Raw genomic sequence first — 17,574 nt, forward strand, 5'->3', positions numbered from 1 at the left:
ATCATTCCCTCCGCCGGCTTCACGGCGGTCCTCACAAGGAAACGTTTGACCATGCGTTACAACCAGCTTGGAAATACCGGCCTGTTCGTCTCCGAAATCTGCCTGGGCACCATGACCTTCGGCGCTCCTGACCCAAGCAGCCCGTGGGGCTCCATCGCCGATGTCGACCAGAAGGCGGCCGATGCGATCGTCGAACGGTCGCTTTCGGCGGGCGTCAATTTCATCGATACCGCCGACGTCTATTCCTTCGGCGACTCCGAAAAGCTGCTCGGCCAGTCGCTGAAAAACCTCGGCGTCGCCCGCAAGGACGTCGTCATCGCCACCAAGGTCTACGGCGCGATGGGAGACAAGCCGAACGATCGCGGCGCCTCGCGTGGCCACATCATGGATTCCGTCGAAAAGAGCCTGGAGCGTCTGCAGACCGATCATATCGATCTCTACCAGATCCATGGCACCGACAGCGTCACCCCGATCGACGAGACGCTGCGGGCGATGGACGATCTCGTCTCGCGCGGCCTTGTCCGCTATGTCGGCGTTTCCAACTGGCAGGCATGGCGCATCGCCAAGGCGCTTGGGATTTCGGAACGTCGCGGCTTCGCCCGCTTCGAGACCGTGCAGGCCTATTACTCCATCGCCGGCCGCGACCTCGAGCGCGATATCGTACCGATGATGAACGAGGAGAAGGTCGGCCTGATGGTCTGGTCGCCGCTCGCAGGCGGCCTGTTGTCGGGCAAATACGGCCCCGGCGCGCCCGGCAACGGCGAAGGTCGCCGCGCCGCCTTCGACTTCCCGCCTGTCGACAAGGACCGCGCCTGGGCCTGCGTTGCCATCATGCGCGAGATCGCCGAAAAGCACGGCGTAAGCGTCGCCACCGTGGCGCTCGCCTATGTGCTCGCCAAGCCTTTCGTGACAACTGTCATCATCGGCGCCAAGCGCATCGAACAGCTCGACCAGAACCTCGCAGCCGTCGGACTGAAACTCGATGCCGATGACCTGAAGAGGCTGGACGAGGTGAGCGAACTGGCCCCCGAGTATCCCGGCTGGATGCTCTCCCGCCAGGGTGCGGGTCGCCGACCCGCACCGTTCGAACCGAAGGCTTGAGAGCAGATTGAAAGACTGGACGCCGGGGCAAACCCGGCGTCCAGCTTACAGAGGTAGCTCGCTTACCTGGCGTGCGCCTTCAGCCACGCCTGCATCTCGGTGATCTCAGCCTCCTGCGCCTTGATCACGCCCTCCGCCAGCTTGCGCATCTCGGGATCCTTCCCGTATTGCAGCTCCACCTTGGCCATGTCGATCGCCCCCTGATGATGGGCGATCATTCCGCGCACGAAGTCGATATCGGCGTCGCCGCTATATTCGATCATCATGTCCTTGTGCATCTTGTTGTTGGCCTCGGAAAAGGCATGGCTGGACGGGCTGTGGTCGCCCATCGGCATGCTCATGTCCATATCCATCGGCTTGTCTTCCGCACTTGCAGGAAGAGCGATGAACGAAAGGCCGGCGACGAGACCGGTGGTGAGAGCAAGTAGTTTCAAAGACATGGGATTTCCTTCCTCAGTCTGGCAATGAAAGTCCGATGCGGCGTATCGTGCCGCGTTTCTCAGGGGCTTGATGTCAGATCAGTCGGGGAGGGGGCGCCTGAGGCGCCGGCCGTGCGCCGGGAAGGGCAAGCGCGATCGCCGGCGAGGGATAGGAAAACACCTGCTTGCCATCCGCATGAACAATCACGTCGACGGGCACGACCAGACAGGCGGAACAGAGCGGCATATGCGCCATGCCTCCGTCAGCACACGGGTTCTTCGCCGGCACTGAGCCCTTAACGGTCTCGCCCATATCCATGCCTGGCATATGACGATGCTGCATGGTCATCGAGTCGGCGGCCGGCTGGCTCATCGAAGCACACATTGGACATCCGGCCCACGCGAACATCGTTCCGTAGGTCAGCCAAGCCAGCATCATCGTCGCGATAGAGAAAAGCCGCATCGGTCGAACATAGGCAAGCGCGCCACCGCTGCCAAGACGTCGCGTCGCGCTAATCGAGCTTGGCGGCCTTGCGTAACGCATCATTGATCCGCCCCTGCCATCCCTTGCCAGTCGCCTTGAAGGCGTCGATCACATCGGGATCGAGCCTCAGCGATATCTGCCGCTTCGGGCTCTCCACCGCCGGCCGCCCTCGCGAACGCCGGATGCTCTCGGCAAGCTCGGGGAAGACCTCCGCGAAGGGGCGAGCCTTCTTGAAGTCCGCTTCGGTCCATTCGGGGTTGTCGGGGTCCTCGGCAATGCCGCGCTGGATCGCGGCCTCTTCCTCGTCAGTGAGGCCGAGGATCTTTCGACTGGAATTGTTCATAGAGCCTCCTTTCCTGGCGGCTTGCCCGGCGCATCGAGATGACGGAAATCCCCTCGCTCCCGAGAACCGCGAAAACGACGGCGATTACATCCTCGATCAGGACACCCACGGCCTTCAGCCTCGGGCTCCTGGCGTCGAGGATCATCGCCGCCGCGAAGAAATCCTCATCCAGGTCACAAAAATCCAGCCCATGCTTCGCAGCATTACGGACACGTTTCGGCTCATCCCAAACGATCTTCATCGATACGATATCGCAAAATAAAAGTGATACAATAAATCTTTGATTGCATCACGATATCTTGCAATTCACCAAGCCGCAATCACCTGATGGATAACCTGATAATCCGCGCTTTCCTCGCCTATCGGCACCACTGGCCAGGCCCACGACGCCCGCGCCTCCGGCACAATAACCCCATGCATCAGGTCGCTCTCTTCATGGGTCTTTCCGTTGCGATCGACCACCGTATAGGAGACGTCAGTGACAAGGCAGCTCTTGAACGGCATGCGCGACAAGCCGGAAAGATGCGCCGCAATCAGCTGCTCCACCGTATCGGCAGGCATCCGCTCCCGCTCGGCCTCGAACCGCCGCTGCACCCCACGCCCGATCTGCGAGAGCAGATTGGCCGAAACCACGAGGTCGAGATAGGGCACATTGCGCAGGAAGCCCAGCGGCTCCGGCGTCTCGCCGGCCGCAAGCGCGTCATAGCCGGAGGGATCGCGCTCGATCAGCCGGACATTGCGATAGGCCTTGCGGCGCATCTTCATCCTCACTGTCGCGACATGCACGAGATCGATCAAAACGACCGTATCGAAGCTGGCCGCCAACTCCCGGATCGGCACGTCGCGCAGCAAGCCGGACCCCAGCACAACGGCCGTCCGCCGCTGCTTGCAGCCCGCTATCGCCGCAAGGATCGCCCGCCTCGTATTCTCCTCATGCTCCGCCCACTGCCGGCTGCAGCGATTGGCGCGGGACCAGAGATTGACGGAGTAGCGGATATATTTGCGGTGCGGCTTGCTGGTGAAGGGGAGAGTGGCGGCGTAGAGGAGGGCTTCTGCGATCACTATGTTGCTTTCAGCGATAAATGTCCCGGCGATGGCCGATTTCGACCACGAGCACAATAAGCTTCTGGTCCTGAATATCGCAGATGATGCGGTAGTCGCCGACCTCATAGCGCCAATAGCTGCGAAGTGCATGGCCCTTCAAGGCCTTGCCGAGGTCGCGTGGATTTTCGTGAGTGACAAGCCGCTCATCCAAGAACTGCCTGATACGCCTGCGAATGACCGGATCGAGCTTCTTGGTGTATTTCTGGACCGAGATCGTATACTCAATCGTCCATGCCACGCCAGAACTCCTCGGAGCTTATGACCTGGTCTTCTCCCTTGCGGATGCGCTCCATTGCCGCCTCGGCGAGCGCGATGTCGTGCAGATCCTCGAGGTGCTGTCCGATCACGTCGCGCACATAGGCGTCCGGCGCAGCACCCGCTTCGGCCGCATATTCCTCGACGAGCTTCATCATCTCATCCGGCATTTCGATCGTGACGCGCTTGTTCATGGCGATGATCCCTTCAGGTGATGGAGATATACCATCGGATCGCACACTTCGCCAGCCGCCGACACTTGCCGCATCCGGCCCTTTCCGCTAGGAAACCGCCACTGTCACACTGAGCGGAAGACGTTGGAAATGAACGACAAGCAGAAGAAACCACAAAAGCTCAAGGCCAGACTTCCCCGCGGCTTCGTCGATCGTTCGGCGGCCGATATTCGCGCCGTCAACGAGATGACCGCGAAGATCCGCGAAGTCTACGAGCATTATGGTTTCGATCCTGTCGAAACGCCGCTCTTCGAATACACCGATGCGCTCGGCAAGTTCCTGCCGGATGCCGATCGTCCGAACGAAGGTGTCTTCTCCCTGCAGGATGACGACGAGCAGTGGATGTCGCTGCGTTACGACCTGACGGCGCCGCTCGCCCGCCATGTCGCGGAAAACTTCAACGAGATCCAGCTGCCCTACCGCACCTACCGCGCCGGCTATGTCTTCCGCAACGAAAAGCCCGGCCCCGGCCGCTTCCGCCAGTTCATGCAGTTCGACGCTGATACCGTCGGCGCGCCCGGCGTGCAGGCCGATGCCGAGATGTGCATGATGATGTCGGACACGCTGGAAGCCCTCGGCATCAAGCGCGGCGACTATGTCATCCGCGTCAACAATCGTAAGGTTCTCGACGGCGTTCTGGAAGCCATCGGCCTCGGCGGCGATGACAAGGCCGCCCAGCGTTTGAACGTACTGCGCGCCATCGACAAGCTCGACAAGTTTGGTCCAGAGGGCGTGGCTCTCCTGCTCGGCCCCGGCCGTAAGGATGAGTCCGGCGATTTCACCAAGGGTGCCGGGCTCGACCAGGGTCAGATCGACAAGGTTCTCTTTTTCGTCGGCATCAAGGATTACGCCGAAAGCGCCGCCCAGCTTGCCGAACTCGTCGCTGGCACCTCGAAGGGTGCTGAAGGTGTCGAGGAACTGAACCTCATCGGCAGTCTCGTCACCGGCGCCGGCTACCAGTCCGACCGTATCAAGATCGACCCCTCCGTCGTCCGTGGCCTCGAATACTACACCGGCCCGGTCTACGAAGCCGAGCTGCTGTTCGACGTCACCAACGAGAAGGGCGAGAAGGTTGTCTTCGGCTCCGTCGGCGGCGGTGGTCGTTATGATGGACTGGTTTCCCGCTTCATGGGCCAGCCGGTTCCGGCAACTGGCTTCTCCATCGGCGTCTCGCGTCTGATGACGGCGCTGAAGAACCTTGGCAAGCTCGGGCAGAGCGAGGTTATTGAACCCGTCCTCGTCACCGTCATGGATGGCGATGTCGAGGCCATGGGCCGCTACCAGCGCATCACCCAGGAACTGCGTGCGGCCGGCATTCGCGCGGAAATGTACCAGGGCAACTGGAAGAAGTTCGGCAACCAGCTGAAATACGCCGACCGCCGCGGCTGCCCCGTCGCCATCATCCAGGGTGGTGACGAGCGCGCAGACGGCGTCGTGCAGATCAAGGACCTGATCGAGGGCAAGCGCCTCTCCGGCGAGATCGAGGACAACGCCTCGTGGCGCGAAGCCCGCGTGGCGCAGGAGACCGTCAAGGAGGCCGATCTGGTCGCCAAGGTGAAGGAAATCCTGGCGGCGCAGGCGGAAGATCGCAAGCGAGCCTCTGATGTTTGAGGGGCGGCGCCAGCACCCCCCTCTGTCCTGCCGGACATCTCCCCCACAAGGGGGGAGATTGGCTGGGCGCACCCGCTCGCTCCACTCTCATTGTTTGGCCGAAAGGCTGCCACGAGTCGATCTCCCCCCTTGTGGGGGGCGCGAAGCGCGGGCAGAGACACGCGGCTCTGCCCCGGTAGCCCGGCAGGGCAGAGGGGGGTATTCCCCGGAGACACCAACCCCATGCCCCTGATCAACCTCCCAGCCTTCTCCGAAGACCTGCTCGCCGAATTCGCCGCCCGCAGCACCGAGCGCGTCGACACCCCGGTCATCCAACCGGCCGAACCCTTTCTCGATATCGCCGGCGAGGATCTTCGCCGCCGCATCTTCATGACCGAGAGCGAAACAGGCGCTAGCCTGTGTCTGCGTCCGGAATTCACCATTCCCGTCTGCCTGCGCCATATCGAAAGCGCCATGGGCACGCCGAAGCGCTACGCCTATCTCGGCGAAGTTTTCCGCCAGCGCCGCGAAGGCGGCAATGAGTTCTATCAGGCGGGCATCGAGGATCTCGGCGATATCAACATCCCGAGCGCCGACGCCCGCGCCATTGGTGACGCGGCCGGCGTGCTGTCGCGGCTGCTGCCGGGCAAGAAACTGGCCGTCACGCTCGGCGATCAGGCCGTCTTCGAAGCCGTCGTCCAGGCGCTCGGCCTGCCGCTCGGCTGGCAGAAGCGGCTGATCCATGCCTTTGGCGACACCACCCATCTCGAAGCCCTGCTCGCTAGCCTCGTCAGCCCGCAATTCGTCACCGGTCTCAGCGACGATGTCGCGCGTCTTCTCGGAGCCGACGATGAAGAGGCGCTGGTCGCCCACATCGACGCCACCATGCAGGCGACGGGCTATTCCACCAATGCCAGCCGCTCGCCGCAGGATATTGCTCGCCGGCTGAAGGAGAAGCTGATCCTGTCGGAAACCCGGCTCGATGACGCAGCCTTCCTTGTGCTGAAGGAGTTCCTGTCGCTCAACGTGCCGCTGATCAATGCCTCAGCAGCGCTCTCCGGCTTCGCCGATGCCGCCGGCCTCAAGCTCGGCAACGCCCTGTCGCGCTTCGATGGCCGCGTCGCCGCACTCGCCAATGCCGGCGTCGATCTCTCGTTGATCGATTACCGCGCCGCCTTCGGCCGCCCGCTGGATTATTACACCGGCCTCGTCTTCGAGATCGGCGTCGAGGGCTCGGCTGCCGTTCTCGCCGGTGGTGGTCGCTTCGACAAGCTGATGACGCTGCTCGGCGCCAAGGAACGCATACCGGCTGTCGGCTTCTCGCTGTGGCTGGATCGCATCGAAACGGAAAGGGCCGCCTGATGACCATCACCATCGCGCTGCCCTCCAAGGGCCGGATGAAGGACGACGCATCGGCCATCTTCGAGAAGGCCGGAATGAAGATCACCGCTGTCGGCAACGATCGTTCCTATCGCGGCCGTGTCGAAGGCTGGGATGATGTCGAGGTCGCTTTCCTTTCGGCTTCCGAGATCTCCAAGGAGCTCGGCAACGGCACCGTCGATTTCGGCGTTACCGGTGAAGATCTGATCCGCGAAGGCTTGGCGGAAGCCGACAAGCGCGTCGAATTCTGCGCCCGTCTCGGCTTCGGCCACGCCGATGTCATCGTCGCCGTGCCGGAGATCTGGCTCGATGTCGACAGCATGGCCGATCTCGGCGACGTCGCCACCGATTTCCGCGCCCGCCACGGTCGCCGCCTGACGATCGCCACCAAATACTGGCGACTGACGCAGCAGTTCTTCTCGCGCCAGCACGGCATCCAGCTCTATCGCATCGTCGAGAGCCTGGGCGCGACCGAGGGAGCACCGGCATCGGGCTCTGCCGATATCATCGTCGATATCACCTCGACCGGCTCGACGCTGCGCGCCAACCACCTGAAGATCCTGTCGGATGGCGTGATCCTGCGCTCAGAGGCTTGCCTCGTGCGCGCCCGCAAGCAGAGCCACGCCGACGAGCCTTCCGTTGCGCGCCTGATCGAAGCCGTCCGCGCCGCGCTCTGATATCTATCGTCGTATCAATTACGAAAAAGCCCGCCGCCAGATGAACTGGCGGCGGGCTTTTTTATGCTTGGGAGAATGAGGTGCCGATTAAGCGGCGACCGGCAGGGCGCCACGGCGGGCATCGATCGAGTAGAGGCCCGGGCCGAAGGTGGCGAGCAGGATGTAGGCGCCAGCCAGCGTGAAGTTCTTCATCAGCATGATGCCGTTGAGAGCGTTGATCCAGCCGAGAGCGGCATCCGGCCAGCCGGGAACGGCAACGGTGCCGGAGTGGAAGACAGCGCCGGTGAAGATGCAGAATGCGGCCAGTGCCCAGCCAACGATCTTCGTCTGGAAGCCGACGAGAACGGCAAGACCGGTGACGAGTTCGAACAGGCCGGCGAGATAGGCAAGGGCGGTCGCGGCAGGCAGGCCGGCGCCGGTGATCATGCCGGCGGTACCAGCCGGGTCGGTCAGCTTGCCGAAGCCGGAATAGATGAAGATGAAGGACAGGAGGATGCGGGCGACGAGAATGACAATGTTCTGGGTATTCGACATGGAACTGTCTCCGGTTGAATGAGCTGAGACCGGTGTGCCCCCGGCACGGTTGTCGATCTCGTATGCACTGTTTCTCCTCTTTTTTGGCCGTCATGGAAAGATAGACGGGAGCGGACAGTTTGTTCAGTAATGGTGAACGATTGATCGCGCACGATCACCGCTTGCCATGTCCCTCGGGGCTCTTCTATGGTCGGCCGCCTTATCCCGCATGGAGAATTCAGATGGCAGACCTTTCCGCATTCCCGATCACCAAACGCTGGCCGGCAAGCAACCCCGATATCATCCAGCTCTATTCGCTGCCGACGCCGAACGGCGTGAAGGTATCGATCGCGCTTGAGGAGCTGGCTCTGCCCTACGAGCCGCATCTGATCTCTTTCGGCACCAACGACCAGAAATCTCCGGAGTTCATGTCGCTCAATCCGAATGGCCGCATTCCGGCGATCATCGATCCCAATGGCCCTGATGGAAAGCCGATCGGCCTGTTCGAGTCCGGAGCGATCCTCGTCTATCTCGCGGAAAAGACCGGCAAGCTCATGCCCCAGGATAGCGCCGGCCGCTACGAGACGCTCCAGTGGGTGTTCTTCCAGATGGGCGGCATCGGGCCGATGTTCGGCCAGCTCGGCCACTTCCACAAGTTCGCCGCCGACAAGGTCGCCAACAACTCCTATCCGGTGGAGCGCTACCGAGATGAATCCAAGCGCCTGCTCGGCGTGCTGGAAGAGCGCCTGCAGGGCCGCCAGTGGATCATGGGCGACACCTACACCATCGCCGATATCACCACGTTCCCATGGGTGCGCGGCGCCGACGTCTTTTATGGCGGCAGGGAGCTTTTGGAATACGACAAGTTCCCGGCGGTCATGGACTGGCTGAAGCGCTGCATCGCGCGCCCGGCCAGCGAAAAGGGCCTGAACATCCCGGCGCGTCCGGCCTGAGCCAAGCCCTCGGCGCAAACGCAGTGCCCAGAACGTCAAAAGCCGGCCCACTGGGCCGGCTTTTCCGTGACAGCAGGTAGATTTTACTGGCGGCGAATGGCGGCCTTGTTCGTGTCGGCTTCGATGCGCGGGAAGATGAACATGCCGATCATGCTGCCATTGCCTTCCTCTTCGTAGCCGTTCGATTCACCCATGCAGAAAAGCGGCTGGCGGTAGCCGTTTGGCATGATGATCGTGGTCGAAAAACAGAAGGACGAGGATAGCGCCGCGGCCTGTTCGAAAATCTGGACGATACGGCCGCGATCCTTGGGATCGTAACAGCGCATCAGGCTGAGCAGGCCGCATTCGGGTACGCTCAGGCCATGAAGCCGGGCGCTGCGTTCCTGAAGGCGGATCACGCCGCTGGAAAAGTCGCCGACCCAGCTTTCCGATATCGAGAGCTGAGCGAGCATGTCGGGATTGTTGTCGTTGAGTTCCAGCGATCCGCGCAAGAGCGGTGCCGCTGCGGTGGTTTTTGTTATCTTAAACACATTGTTCCCCAGTTTGGGCGCAGCGTTCTCCCATGCTGCACACCCGGCAAACATCACAGATTCAGTCGACGCCGGGCATCATGCTCGGTGGCTGGAAAATAGCGTTCCGAGCGGTCGCTCCGTAAAGTGAGCCCACTCTGCCCAGCCTTTCCAAAATATGCAACTTCTAATTTAATTCAGGATAAGTAACTCTGTCCATGCGTCAATGCAATTCTGAGCGGTGTCGGCGATGCGGCGGCAAGAGCGCCTGAACGAAACGCCGAACACAGCGCGAATCTATAAGTTTTTTTGCAGAAACGGCAATGGCTTTTCACACGCTGGCGTACGCTGACGCTCAACGGTTAACGATCAGAAATAGCGGAAAGGTTGATGAAAACACTGCTAAATAATGCAGAATTGATGGACTTGCGGGCTTTTCAAGCTGCTGACGACAACCATTGGATCGAAAACTCGATTGTTACGGGAATTTGACCCCTCGGTAAAAATCGCCCGTCGAGCAAGCTTCACGAAAGCCTCGCCAAGCTCAACGGCTCACCATTTGTATGATTATACGTTTCATCACGTGGTTGAAAAATGTTGTGTTCAAATGTGAGTACGAATCACAAAACGAAAAGGGCGACCCGAGGGCCGCCCTTCCGTAACTGAACCTGATGGCTCAGATGCAAGACCTTCCGGTCTTACATCATGTCCATGCCGCCCATTCCGCCCATGCCGCCAGGCATGCCGGCAGGAGCGTCCTTCTTCGGCAGCTCGGCGATCATGGCTTCGGTGGTGATCAGCAGCGAAGCAACCGAAGCTGCGTTCTGCAGAGCCGTGCGAACAACCTTGACCGGGTCGACGATGCCCATGGCGATCATGTCGCCATATTCAGACGTCTGGGCGTTGTAGCCGTAGTTGTCTTCGTTCTTCTCGAGGATCTTGCCAACAACGATCGATGCTTCGTCACCGGCGTTCTCGGAGATCTGGCGAACCAGCGACTGCAGAGCGCGACGGATGATGTTGACGCCAGCTTCCTGGTCGTCGTTTGCACCCTTTGCGGTGATCTTGGAAGCCGAACGGAGGAGAGCAACGCCACCACCAGGTACGATACCTTCCTGAACAGCAGCGCGCGTTGCGTTCAGAGCGTCGTCGATGCGGTCCTTGCGCTCCTTGACTTCGATTTCCGTGGAGCCGCCAACGCGGATGACGGCAACGCCGCCAGCGAGCTTGGCAAGACGTTCCTGCAGCTTTTCGCGGTCATAATCGGAAGAGGTTTCTTCGATCTGAGCCTTGATCTGAGCAACGCGGCCTTCGATGTCGGACTTGGCGCCAGCGCCGTCGACGATCGTCGTGTTTTCCTTGGAGATCGAAACCTTCTTCGAACGGCCGAGCATGTCGAGCGTTACGGATTCGAGCTTGATGCCGAGGTCTTCGGAGATGACGGTGCCGCCCGTGAGGATGGCGATGTCTTCCAGCATGGCCTTGCGGCGGTCGCCGAAGCCAGGAGCCTTGACGGCAGCGATCTTCAGGCCACCGCGCAGCTTGTTGACGACGAGCGTAGCAAGAGCTTCGCCTTCGACGTCTTCAGCGATGATGAGGAGCGGCTTGCCGGTCTGAACGACGGCTTCGAGAACCGGGAGCATCGCCTGCAGGTTCGAGAGCTTCTTCTCGTGGAGGAGAATGTAAGCGTCGTCGAGGTCGGCGACCATCTTTTCCGGGTTGGTGACGAAGTAAGGCGACAGGTAGCCGCGGTCGAACTGCATGCCTTCGACGACTTCGAGTTCGGTTTCAGCGGTCTTGGCTTCTTCGACGGTGATGACACCTTCGTTGCCGACCTTCTGCATGGCTTCAGCAATGTCGTCACCGACCTGCTTGTCGCCGTTTGCGGAGATCGTGCCGACCTGGGCAACTTCAGCCGAGGTGGAGATCTTCTTGGCCTTGGCCTGCAGGTCCTTGACGACTTCTGCAACAGCGAGGTCGATACCGCGCTTCAGGTCCATCGGGTTCATGCCGGCAGCAACTGCCTTGGCGCCTTCGCGAACGATAGCGCGGGCCAGAACGGTAGCCGTCGTGGTGCCGTCGCCGGCGATGTCGTTGGTCTTCGAAGCAACTTCGCGGACCATCTGGGCGCCCATGTTTTCGAACTTGTCTTCGAGTTCGATTTCCTTGGCGACCGATACACCGTCCTTGGTGATGCGCGGAGCGCCGAAGGACTTGTCGATAACGACGTTACGACCCTTCGGGCCGAGGGTTACCTGCACTGCGTCAGCGAGGATGTCGACGCCGCGCAGCATCTTTTCGCGCGCAGAGCGGCCGAACTTTACTTCTTTAGCTGCCATTTTGAGAACTCCTGAAAAGGGGTGTCAGCGAATTGGGATGAAGTGGGAAACCGGCTGATTAGCCGATGATGCCCATGATGTCGGCTTCCTTCATGATCAGAAGGTCTTCGCCGTTGATCTTGACTTCGGTGCCGGACCACTTGCCGAACAGAACGCGGTCGCCAGCCTTGACGTCGAGAGCGACGACCTTGCCGGACTCGTCACGAGCGCCGGTGCCGACGGCGACGATCTCGCCTTCCTGCGGCTTTTCCTTGGCGGTGTCAGGAATGATGATGCCGCCCTTGGTCTTTTCTTCGGACTCAACGCGGCGAACAACGACGCGATCGTGAAGGGGGCGGAAGTTGGTGCTTGCCATTGTCTAATCCCTCGATCAAATGACACTCGCAGGCCGGTATGGCCCACACGGATGGGTGTTAGCACTCTCCTCTGGTGAGTGCTAGCGACCTGCATTTAGGAGCGGCCATCTGGGGAGTCAAGGGAAGCTGTCGTAATTTTCCGACGCCCCATGTCTATAGCCGTTTGATGGCAAAGTTGTGAACCTGCCGCGCGCCTTTCGAGCACGGGAAAACGCTTCGATGGTTAATGCCGGAAAGGGCAGGGACAGAGCCGCATCCCCCGGCGCCGAGCTTTGTCATAAACCCGTGTCCGGAATTTGCGAAATGCCAACAGGAAGCGCCGTCTCAGCCACGCCGCCGGGCCGGGATTGTCCAGCCCCGATGCGGGTGGTATCGAGCGACAGGGGCAGCCGGCAGAGGTCGGCAAAGGGGTGGATATATATGAGCGTGGACGAAGCGGTGATGGCGGATGACAGCGTGGCATCGGTGCCGTTTGGCGAGGCCGTCCGCGTCTGGGCCAGGATCGGCTGTCTGAGCTTCGGCGGCCCTGCCGGCCAGATCGCCCTGATGCACCGGACCATCGTCGACGAAAAGCGCTGGATCTCCGAGGATCGCTTCCTGCATGCGCTGAACTACTGCATGCTGCTTCCCGGACCCGAGGCGCAGCAGCTTGCCACCTATATCGGCTGGCTGATGCACGGCGTGCGCGGCGGCATCCTCGCCGGCCTGCTTTTCATCCTGCCGGGCTTCGTGGTCATGCTGGGGCTCTCCGCCCTCTACGCCGTCTTCCAGGAGACCGCCTGGCTTCCAGCCCTGTTCTTCGGCCTCAAGGCGGCCGTGCTTGCTGTTGTCGTCGAAGCGCTGCTGCGCCTTGCCCGCCGCGCCTTAAAGACCAGCGCGCATTATTACATCGCCGGCGCCTCTTTCCTGGCGCTGTTCATGCTGAACGCGCCGTTCCCCATCGTCGTCATCCTGGCCGGCCTCACCGGCTTTGCGCTGCACCGCTATGCCAATCGCCACGCGCCGACGCAAGAAGCCAAAGCGCAATCGCCCCGCCGCCTGCCCACGTTTACGACCCACGCCATCGCCCGACCGTTGCTGGTTCTCGTCTTCTGGATCCTGATTTGGCAGGCGCCGCTGCTCCTCGTACGCAATCTGCATGCGCCCTCCGATCTCATCGCCGAGGCGCTCAGCGGCGAGACCAATGTCTTCGGCGCGCTCTTCATCTTCTTCTCCAAGATGGCGGTGATCACCTTCGGCGGCGCCTATGCGGTGCTCACCTATGTCGCGCAGGTCGCCGTCGGTCATTATGCCTGGCTGCAGCCGGGCGAGATGCTGGATGGCCTAGCGCTGGCCGAAACCACACCCGGCCCGCTGGTTCTCGTCCTCTGTTTCGTCGGCTTCCTCGCGGGCTACCGCAACCCGCTTTTCATGGCGCCGCTGATGGGCGGCGCGCTCGGCGCCACGCTGGTCGCCTGGGCCACTTTCGTACCCAGCTTCGTCTGGATCTTCGCCGGCGCACCCTTCGTCGAGAAGCTGCGCGACAATGCCGGTCTGTCGGCGGCGCTGTCGGCCATCACAGCGGCCGTCGTCGGCGTCATCCTCAATCTGTCGCTCTGGTTCGGCCTGCATGTGCTCTTCGCCGAGGTCGGCCGGATCGCACTTCTGTCGCGTGGTGCTGGCCTTCCCATCGTCAGCCTCGCCTGGCCCCAATGGGCCACGATCGATATCGCGGCGCTGGCGATCTTCGTGATCGCGTCTGTCCTGCTGTTCTACGTGAAGATGGGCATGGTCAAGGTGCTGGGGCTTTGCGCTGTTGCCGGTCTCGCCATCAAGGGCGCCGAACTGCTGCTCTGAAGGCCGCCGGAGCGCACCGGGTCGCAAGAATTTCATCGTTCCGCATTGCAAAATTTCTTGCCATCGCGGCGGGGCTTTGCGATGTCAGCCCTCATCGAATGAAAACCGGGACTTTGAAATGGCGCAGCGCATCGAGAATTTCGCAGAGATCACCAGCCACTATGATGCGGTGTTCTGCGATGTGTGGGGCGTTTTGCACAACGGCGTCTCGCCCTTTCCGAAGGCCGCCGCAGCCCTGCAGGCCGCGCGCGAAGCCGGTCTTACGGTCGTCCTGATCACCAATTCGCCGCGCATCGCGCCGCTCGTCGTCGATCAGCTCCGCAACATCGGCTTCCAGGACGAAGCCTATGACCGCATCGTCACCTCCGGCGACGTCACCCGTGGCCTGATCGCCGAAGGCCCGAAGAAGGTCTTCCTGCTTGGTCCGGATCGCGACATCGCCATCATCGAAGGCATCGGCGTCACCCGCGTTTCCGAAGAGGAAGCCGATTGCGTCGTCTGCACCGGCTTCTTCGACGATGAGACCGAAACGCCCGAGGATTACACCGACATGCTCAAGGCCTTCCAGGCCCGCGACGTGCCGATGATCTGCGCCAACCCCGATCTGATCGTCGAGCGCGGCCACAAGATGATCCCCTGCGCCGGCGCCATGGCTGCCTATTACGATCAGCTCGGCGGCAAGACCCGCATTGCCGGCAAGCCGCACAAGCCGATCTATGACGCCGTGCTCTCGGTCGCCCGCGAAATGCGCGTCGATCTCAAGATGGACCGCATTCTGGCGATCGGCGACGGCATGCCGACGGATGTGCGCGGCGCTCTCGATTACGGTCTCGATCTTCTCTATATCAGCGGCGGCATCCACGCGGCCGAATACACGCTGAACGGCGAGACCGACGAGGCGATCCTCACCGCCTATCTCGAACGCGAGAAGGCAACGCCCAGGTGGTGGATGCCGCGCCTGGCCTGAGCCGCCCTGTGACCACCTTGTGTAAGCCCGAAGCATCAGTAAAGTCTGCCCGATGACCGTCTTCCATCGCAATGAAACCCGAGAACCCTTGCCGGATCACCTCAGCGGCGGCGTGATCGCCATCGGCAATTTCGACGGCGTTCATCGCGGCCATCAGTCGGTTCTGGAAAGGGCGCTGGAGATCGCGCGGGATCGTGGCGTTCCCGCGCTGGTGCTGACCTTCGAGCCGCATCCGCGCACCGTGTTCCGCCCGCAGGAGCCGGTTTTCCGCATCACGCCTGCGCCGCTGCGCGCCCGCATTCTCGAAGCCATGGGCTTCGGCGCGGTCATCGAATATCCGTTCGACCGTGAATTCTCGCAGCGCTCGGCTGACGATTTCATCCATTCGATCCTCAAGGATTGGCTGGGCGCATCCGAGGTGGTGACCGGCGTCGATTTCCATTTCGGTCGCGGCCGCGAGGGTGGTCCGGCCTTCCTCATGGACGCCGGCAATAAATACGGCTTCGGTGTCACCCTGATCGACACCTTCCGCGACGAGAACGCCGACGTGGTCTCTTCCAGCCGCATCCGCGCGCTGTTGAAGGAAGGCGAGGTCAGCGAGGTTGCCGGCCTGCTCGGCTATCACTACACGGTCGAATCCGAGGTGATCGGCGGCGAAAAGCTCGGCCGCCAGCTGGGCTTCCCGACAGCCAACATGCGCCTTCCAGCCGAGGTCGAGCTGAAGCCCGGCATCTACGCCGTCCGCTTCCGCTTCGAGGATGGGTCGATGCACGACGCGGTGGCGAGCTACGGCCGCCGCCCGACAGTCACCGACAATGGCGCGCCGCTGCTCGAGACCTTCGTCTTCGATTTTTCCGGCGACCTCTATGGCCAGATCTGTTCCGTCTCCTTCTTCTCCTACCTGCGCCCGGAACTGAAGTTCGACGGCCTCGAACCGCTGGTCGAGCAGATGAACCGCGACAAGGAAGAGGCGAGGGCGGTGCTATCAGGTATGCAGCCGATCAGCGAGCTCGACCGCAAGCTCTGCGGTCTCGTCTAGGGCTTCATTCCTCTTCCGCATTGCGTTGAAGCAATGCCGCCACCGGATCCTCCGGCTCGATCGTCACGATGACGATCGAGAGAAAGATCAGCGCCGCCCCGACGCAGGCCATCACAGGCGGCCGCTCCAGCAAGACAAGGCAGGCGCCGATCGCGCCGAATATGCTCTCGCCGGAGACGAGCACTGCCGCCTTCGATGCCGGCACATGGCGCTGTGCATAAGTCTGCAGCCCAAACGCGGCCGCGGTGGAGAGAATGCCGAGCATCGCCAGTTCCGGTGCCGCCCGCCACATCATCTCGCCCGTCAGCGGCTCCAGCACCGGCGCCACCGGCATCAAGAGCAGCGCGGCGATCGCGAATTGCACGAAGGCCGAGGTGAACGGCCCGCCATGACGCCGCGCGTGGCGCCCGAGCAGCACCATCCAGAACGCATAAAAGACGGCGGAGACCAGGCAGGCGACATCGCCCGTGTTCAGCGCCGCGAAGCCGCCGATGCCGTCGGCCATCAGCCCGATGCCGGCAAGCGTCAGGCAGGCGGCGAAGATACCCAGCCGTCGCGTCGTCTCGCCGAAAGAAACCCATGCCACGACGGGCGTGAGTACGGTTGCTGTGTTGACGAGGAAGCTTGCATTGACGACCGTGGCGTTGACATAAGCCGTCTGCTGGATCGCGATCGCCACGGTGAAAGTGAGCGCAACACGAAGGATGCTTCGCGTCCATCCCGTGCTGCGCGCCCGTTACGCTCGAGGACCGCCAGCGGCAGCATCACCAGCGCCGCGATCAGGCAGCGCAGCATGGTGGCCGACAGCGGGCCCATATGCGTCAGCACCGTCTTTTGCGCGATATTGCCGAAGCCCCAGAAGGCGGCGGCGAGGATCAGCGAGACATAGGCGCTCCGCTTCGACATGGCGGTTCAGACCACGACCAGGCGATGCGCCGCCCGCAAACCGGGCAAGATGTCGCCGCGCGCCGCATGATATGGAAAATCATCCATCGACATGCCCTCCCGAAAAGAGATCGAGCCGAGGATGCCATAAGGGTATCGAGCGCTTGCGGCCGACGGCCGTCGCCGCCGCCCGCAAGCGTCGCCCCTCAAACACCCTGTCCGTTATTTTGATCTGCTAATTGGTATTGTTGGGATAGCGCCGGTCGCTATCGATCACATGTTTCATCCGCGCCCCTCTCGCTGAAAACAGGCAGCCCTTCGCGCGCGGCGATTTCGCCACGAGCCACTGCCTGGAACCATGTAACGTCAGATTGAAATCAACTTATAGTATATTAGCAATGTTTGAATTGAATGTGAAGGTAGCCGAGGAAAGCGGCGTGGCGAGGGAACCTCCGCGCCTAACTCGCTATCGGTCGCTCACGAACTGTGTCTTTTTCGCGGCGGGGATGCTTGTCGCGCCGCGCGGCTGGCAAATGTCATCTATTTGATAAGACGCGGATAAGCCGCGCCCGATCCGCGAAAGGCACTCTC

20 protein-coding genes and 1 pseudogene are annotated in these 17,574 nt (G+C 61.7%); 8 read left to right on the forward strand and 13 right to left on the reverse strand.

The annotated features are described in order from the left end of the window. Nucleotides 1–51: 51 nt before the first annotated feature. Nucleotides 52–1,101 (forward strand): aldo/keto reductase, encoded by a 1,050-nt coding sequence (locus ACODTZ_RS23375; RefSeq protein ID WP_489028501.1) that lies wholly within the window; start codon nt 52–54, stop codon nt 1,099–1,101. A gap of 62 nt (nt 1,102–1,163) precedes the next feature. On the opposite strand, the gene copM is transcribed toward ACODTZ_RS23375, so the two are convergent. The 7 genes from copM to relB all read right to left on the reverse strand — a co-directional run bounded on the left by copM (nt 1,164) and on the right by relB (nt 3,900). Beyond that, nucleotides 1,164–1,541 (reverse strand): CopM family metallochaperone, encoded by a 378-nt coding sequence (copM, locus tag ACODTZ_RS23380; RefSeq protein WP_489028503.1) that lies wholly within the window; start codon nt 1,539–1,541, stop codon nt 1,164–1,166. Nucleotides 1,542–1,614: 73 nt separating this feature from the next. Next, a complete protein-coding gene (locus ACODTZ_RS23385; RefSeq protein ID WP_489028505.1) occupies nt 1,615–2,067 on the reverse strand; it encodes a hypothetical protein in 453 nt (150 codons plus the stop codon). Next, nucleotides 2,033–2,347, reverse strand: a complete 315-nt coding sequence (locus ACODTZ_RS23390) for a BrnA antitoxin family protein (RefSeq protein ID WP_489028507.1) — start codon at nt 2,345–2,347, stop codon at nt 2,033–2,035. The genes ACODTZ_RS23385 and ACODTZ_RS23390 overlap by 35 nt, the downstream gene beginning before the upstream one ends. Beyond that, nucleotides 2,310–2,588, reverse strand: a complete 279-nt coding sequence (locus ACODTZ_RS23395; RefSeq protein WP_489028509.1) for a BrnT family toxin — start codon at nt 2,586–2,588, stop codon at nt 2,310–2,312. The genes ACODTZ_RS23390 and ACODTZ_RS23395 overlap by 38 nt, the downstream gene beginning before the upstream one ends. A gap of 65 nt (nt 2,589–2,653) precedes the next feature. Beyond that, nucleotides 2,654–3,409, reverse strand: coding sequence for a hypothetical protein (locus ACODTZ_RS23400; RefSeq protein ID WP_489028511.1), 756 nt, complete (start codon nt 3,407–3,409; stop codon nt 2,654–2,656). A 10-nt stretch (nt 3,410–3,419) separates the two neighbouring features. Then, nucleotides 3,420–3,689 carry a type II toxin-antitoxin system RelE family toxin gene (locus tag ACODTZ_RS23405; protein WP_489028513.1) on the reverse strand — a complete coding sequence of 90 codons (270 nt, stop codon included), beginning with the start codon at nt 3,687–3,689 and terminating at the stop codon, nt 3,420–3,422. Beyond that, the gene (relB, locus tag ACODTZ_RS23410) at nt 3,673–3,900 is read right to left on the reverse strand and encodes a type II toxin-antitoxin system RelB family antitoxin (RefSeq protein WP_402929302.1); all 228 of its coding nucleotides are present in this window, start codon (nt 3,898–3,900) and stop codon (nt 3,673–3,675) included. Before relB ends, ACODTZ_RS23405 begins: the two co-directional genes overlap by 17 nt. 129 nt (nt 3,901–4,029) lie before the next feature. Between relB and hisS the strand changes: the two genes are divergently transcribed. From hisS to hisG, 3 genes are all read left to right on the forward strand, one after another. Then, a complete protein-coding gene (gene hisS, locus ACODTZ_RS23415) occupies nt 4,030–5,550 on the forward strand; it encodes a histidine--tRNA ligase (protein WP_489028515.1) in 1,521 nt (506 codons plus the stop codon). 222 nt (nt 5,551–5,772) lie between these two features. Then, nucleotides 5,773–6,891, forward strand: a complete 1,119-nt coding sequence (locus ACODTZ_RS23420) for an ATP phosphoribosyltransferase regulatory subunit (RefSeq protein WP_489028517.1) — start codon at nt 5,773–5,775, stop codon at nt 6,889–6,891. Continuing rightward, nucleotides 6,891–7,586, forward strand: a complete 696-nt coding sequence (gene hisG / locus ACODTZ_RS23425) for an ATP phosphoribosyltransferase (protein ID WP_111561794.1) — start codon at nt 6,891–6,893, stop codon at nt 7,584–7,586. The genes ACODTZ_RS23420 and hisG overlap by 1 nt, the downstream gene beginning before the upstream one ends. Before the next feature lie 87 nt (nt 7,587–7,673). Here the strand turns inward: hisG and ACODTZ_RS23430 are convergent, their stop codons facing one another. Next, nucleotides 7,674–8,120 (reverse strand): DoxX family protein, encoded by a 447-nt coding sequence (locus ACODTZ_RS23430; protein WP_047508180.1) that lies wholly within the window; start codon nt 8,118–8,120, stop codon nt 7,674–7,676. A 221-nt stretch (nt 8,121–8,341) separates the two neighbouring features. On the opposite strand from ACODTZ_RS23430, the gene ACODTZ_RS23435 reads away from it, so the two are divergent. Then, complete coding sequence (locus ACODTZ_RS23435) at nt 8,342–9,052, forward strand: glutathione binding-like protein (protein ID WP_047508176.1); 711 nt, start codon at nt 8,342–8,344, stop codon at nt 9,050–9,052. 83 nt (nt 9,053–9,135) lie between these two features. On the opposite strand, the gene ACODTZ_RS23440 is transcribed toward ACODTZ_RS23435, so the two are convergent. The 3 genes from ACODTZ_RS23440 to groES all read right to left on the reverse strand — a co-directional run bounded on the left by ACODTZ_RS23440 (nt 9,136) and on the right by groES (nt 12,255). Further along, a complete protein-coding gene (locus tag ACODTZ_RS23440) occupies nt 9,136–9,582 on the reverse strand; it encodes a hypothetical protein (protein WP_489028520.1) in 447 nt (148 codons plus the stop codon). A gap of 677 nt (nt 9,583–10,259) precedes the next feature. After that, entirely contained in the window at nt 10,260–11,900 is a 1,641-nt protein-coding gene (groL, locus tag ACODTZ_RS23445; protein WP_018898570.1) for a chaperonin GroEL, read from the reverse strand. A 58-nt stretch (nt 11,901–11,958) separates the two neighbouring features. After that, the gene (groES, locus tag ACODTZ_RS23450; RefSeq protein ID WP_018898571.1) at nt 11,959–12,255 is read right to left on the reverse strand and encodes a co-chaperone GroES; all 297 of its coding nucleotides are present in this window, start codon (nt 12,253–12,255) and stop codon (nt 11,959–11,961) included. A gap of 421 nt (nt 12,256–12,676) precedes the next feature. Here groES and chrA point away from each other — a divergent pair, with 421 nt between their 5' ends. The 3 genes from chrA (at nt 12,677) to ACODTZ_RS23465 (ending at nt 16,098) form a co-directional block, all read left to right on the forward strand. Next, nucleotides 12,677–14,092 carry a chromate efflux transporter gene (gene chrA / locus ACODTZ_RS23455; RefSeq protein ID WP_489028523.1) on the forward strand — a complete coding sequence of 472 codons (1,416 nt, stop codon included), beginning with the start codon at nt 12,677–12,679 and terminating at the stop codon, nt 14,090–14,092. 118 nt (nt 14,093–14,210) lie between these two features. After that, on the forward strand, nt 14,211–15,059 hold the full coding sequence (locus ACODTZ_RS23460) for a TIGR01459 family HAD-type hydrolase (protein ID WP_489028525.1): 849 nt from the start codon (nt 14,211–14,213) through the stop codon (nt 15,057–15,059). Nucleotides 15,060–15,111: 52 nt separating this feature from the next. Continuing rightward, nucleotides 15,112–16,098, forward strand: coding sequence for a bifunctional riboflavin kinase/FAD synthetase (locus ACODTZ_RS23465; protein WP_489028527.1), 987 nt, complete (start codon nt 15,112–15,114; stop codon nt 16,096–16,098). 4 nt (nt 16,099–16,102) lie between these two features. On the opposite strand, the gene ACODTZ_RS23470 is transcribed toward ACODTZ_RS23465, so the two are convergent. After that, the gene (locus tag ACODTZ_RS23470; RefSeq protein WP_489028529.1) at nt 16,103–16,777 is read right to left on the reverse strand and encodes a DMT family transporter; all 675 of its coding nucleotides are present in this window, start codon (nt 16,775–16,777) and stop codon (nt 16,103–16,105) included. A 62-nt stretch (nt 16,778–16,839) separates the two neighbouring features. Beyond that, nucleotides 16,840–17,004 (reverse strand): annotated as a pseudogene (locus ACODTZ_RS23475) (EamA family transporter); the annotation flags it as partial. Between the last annotated feature and the right edge of the window lie 570 nt (nt 17,005–17,574).

The sequence above is a fragment of the Rhizobium sp. FG113 genome (genome assembly GCF_057809895.1).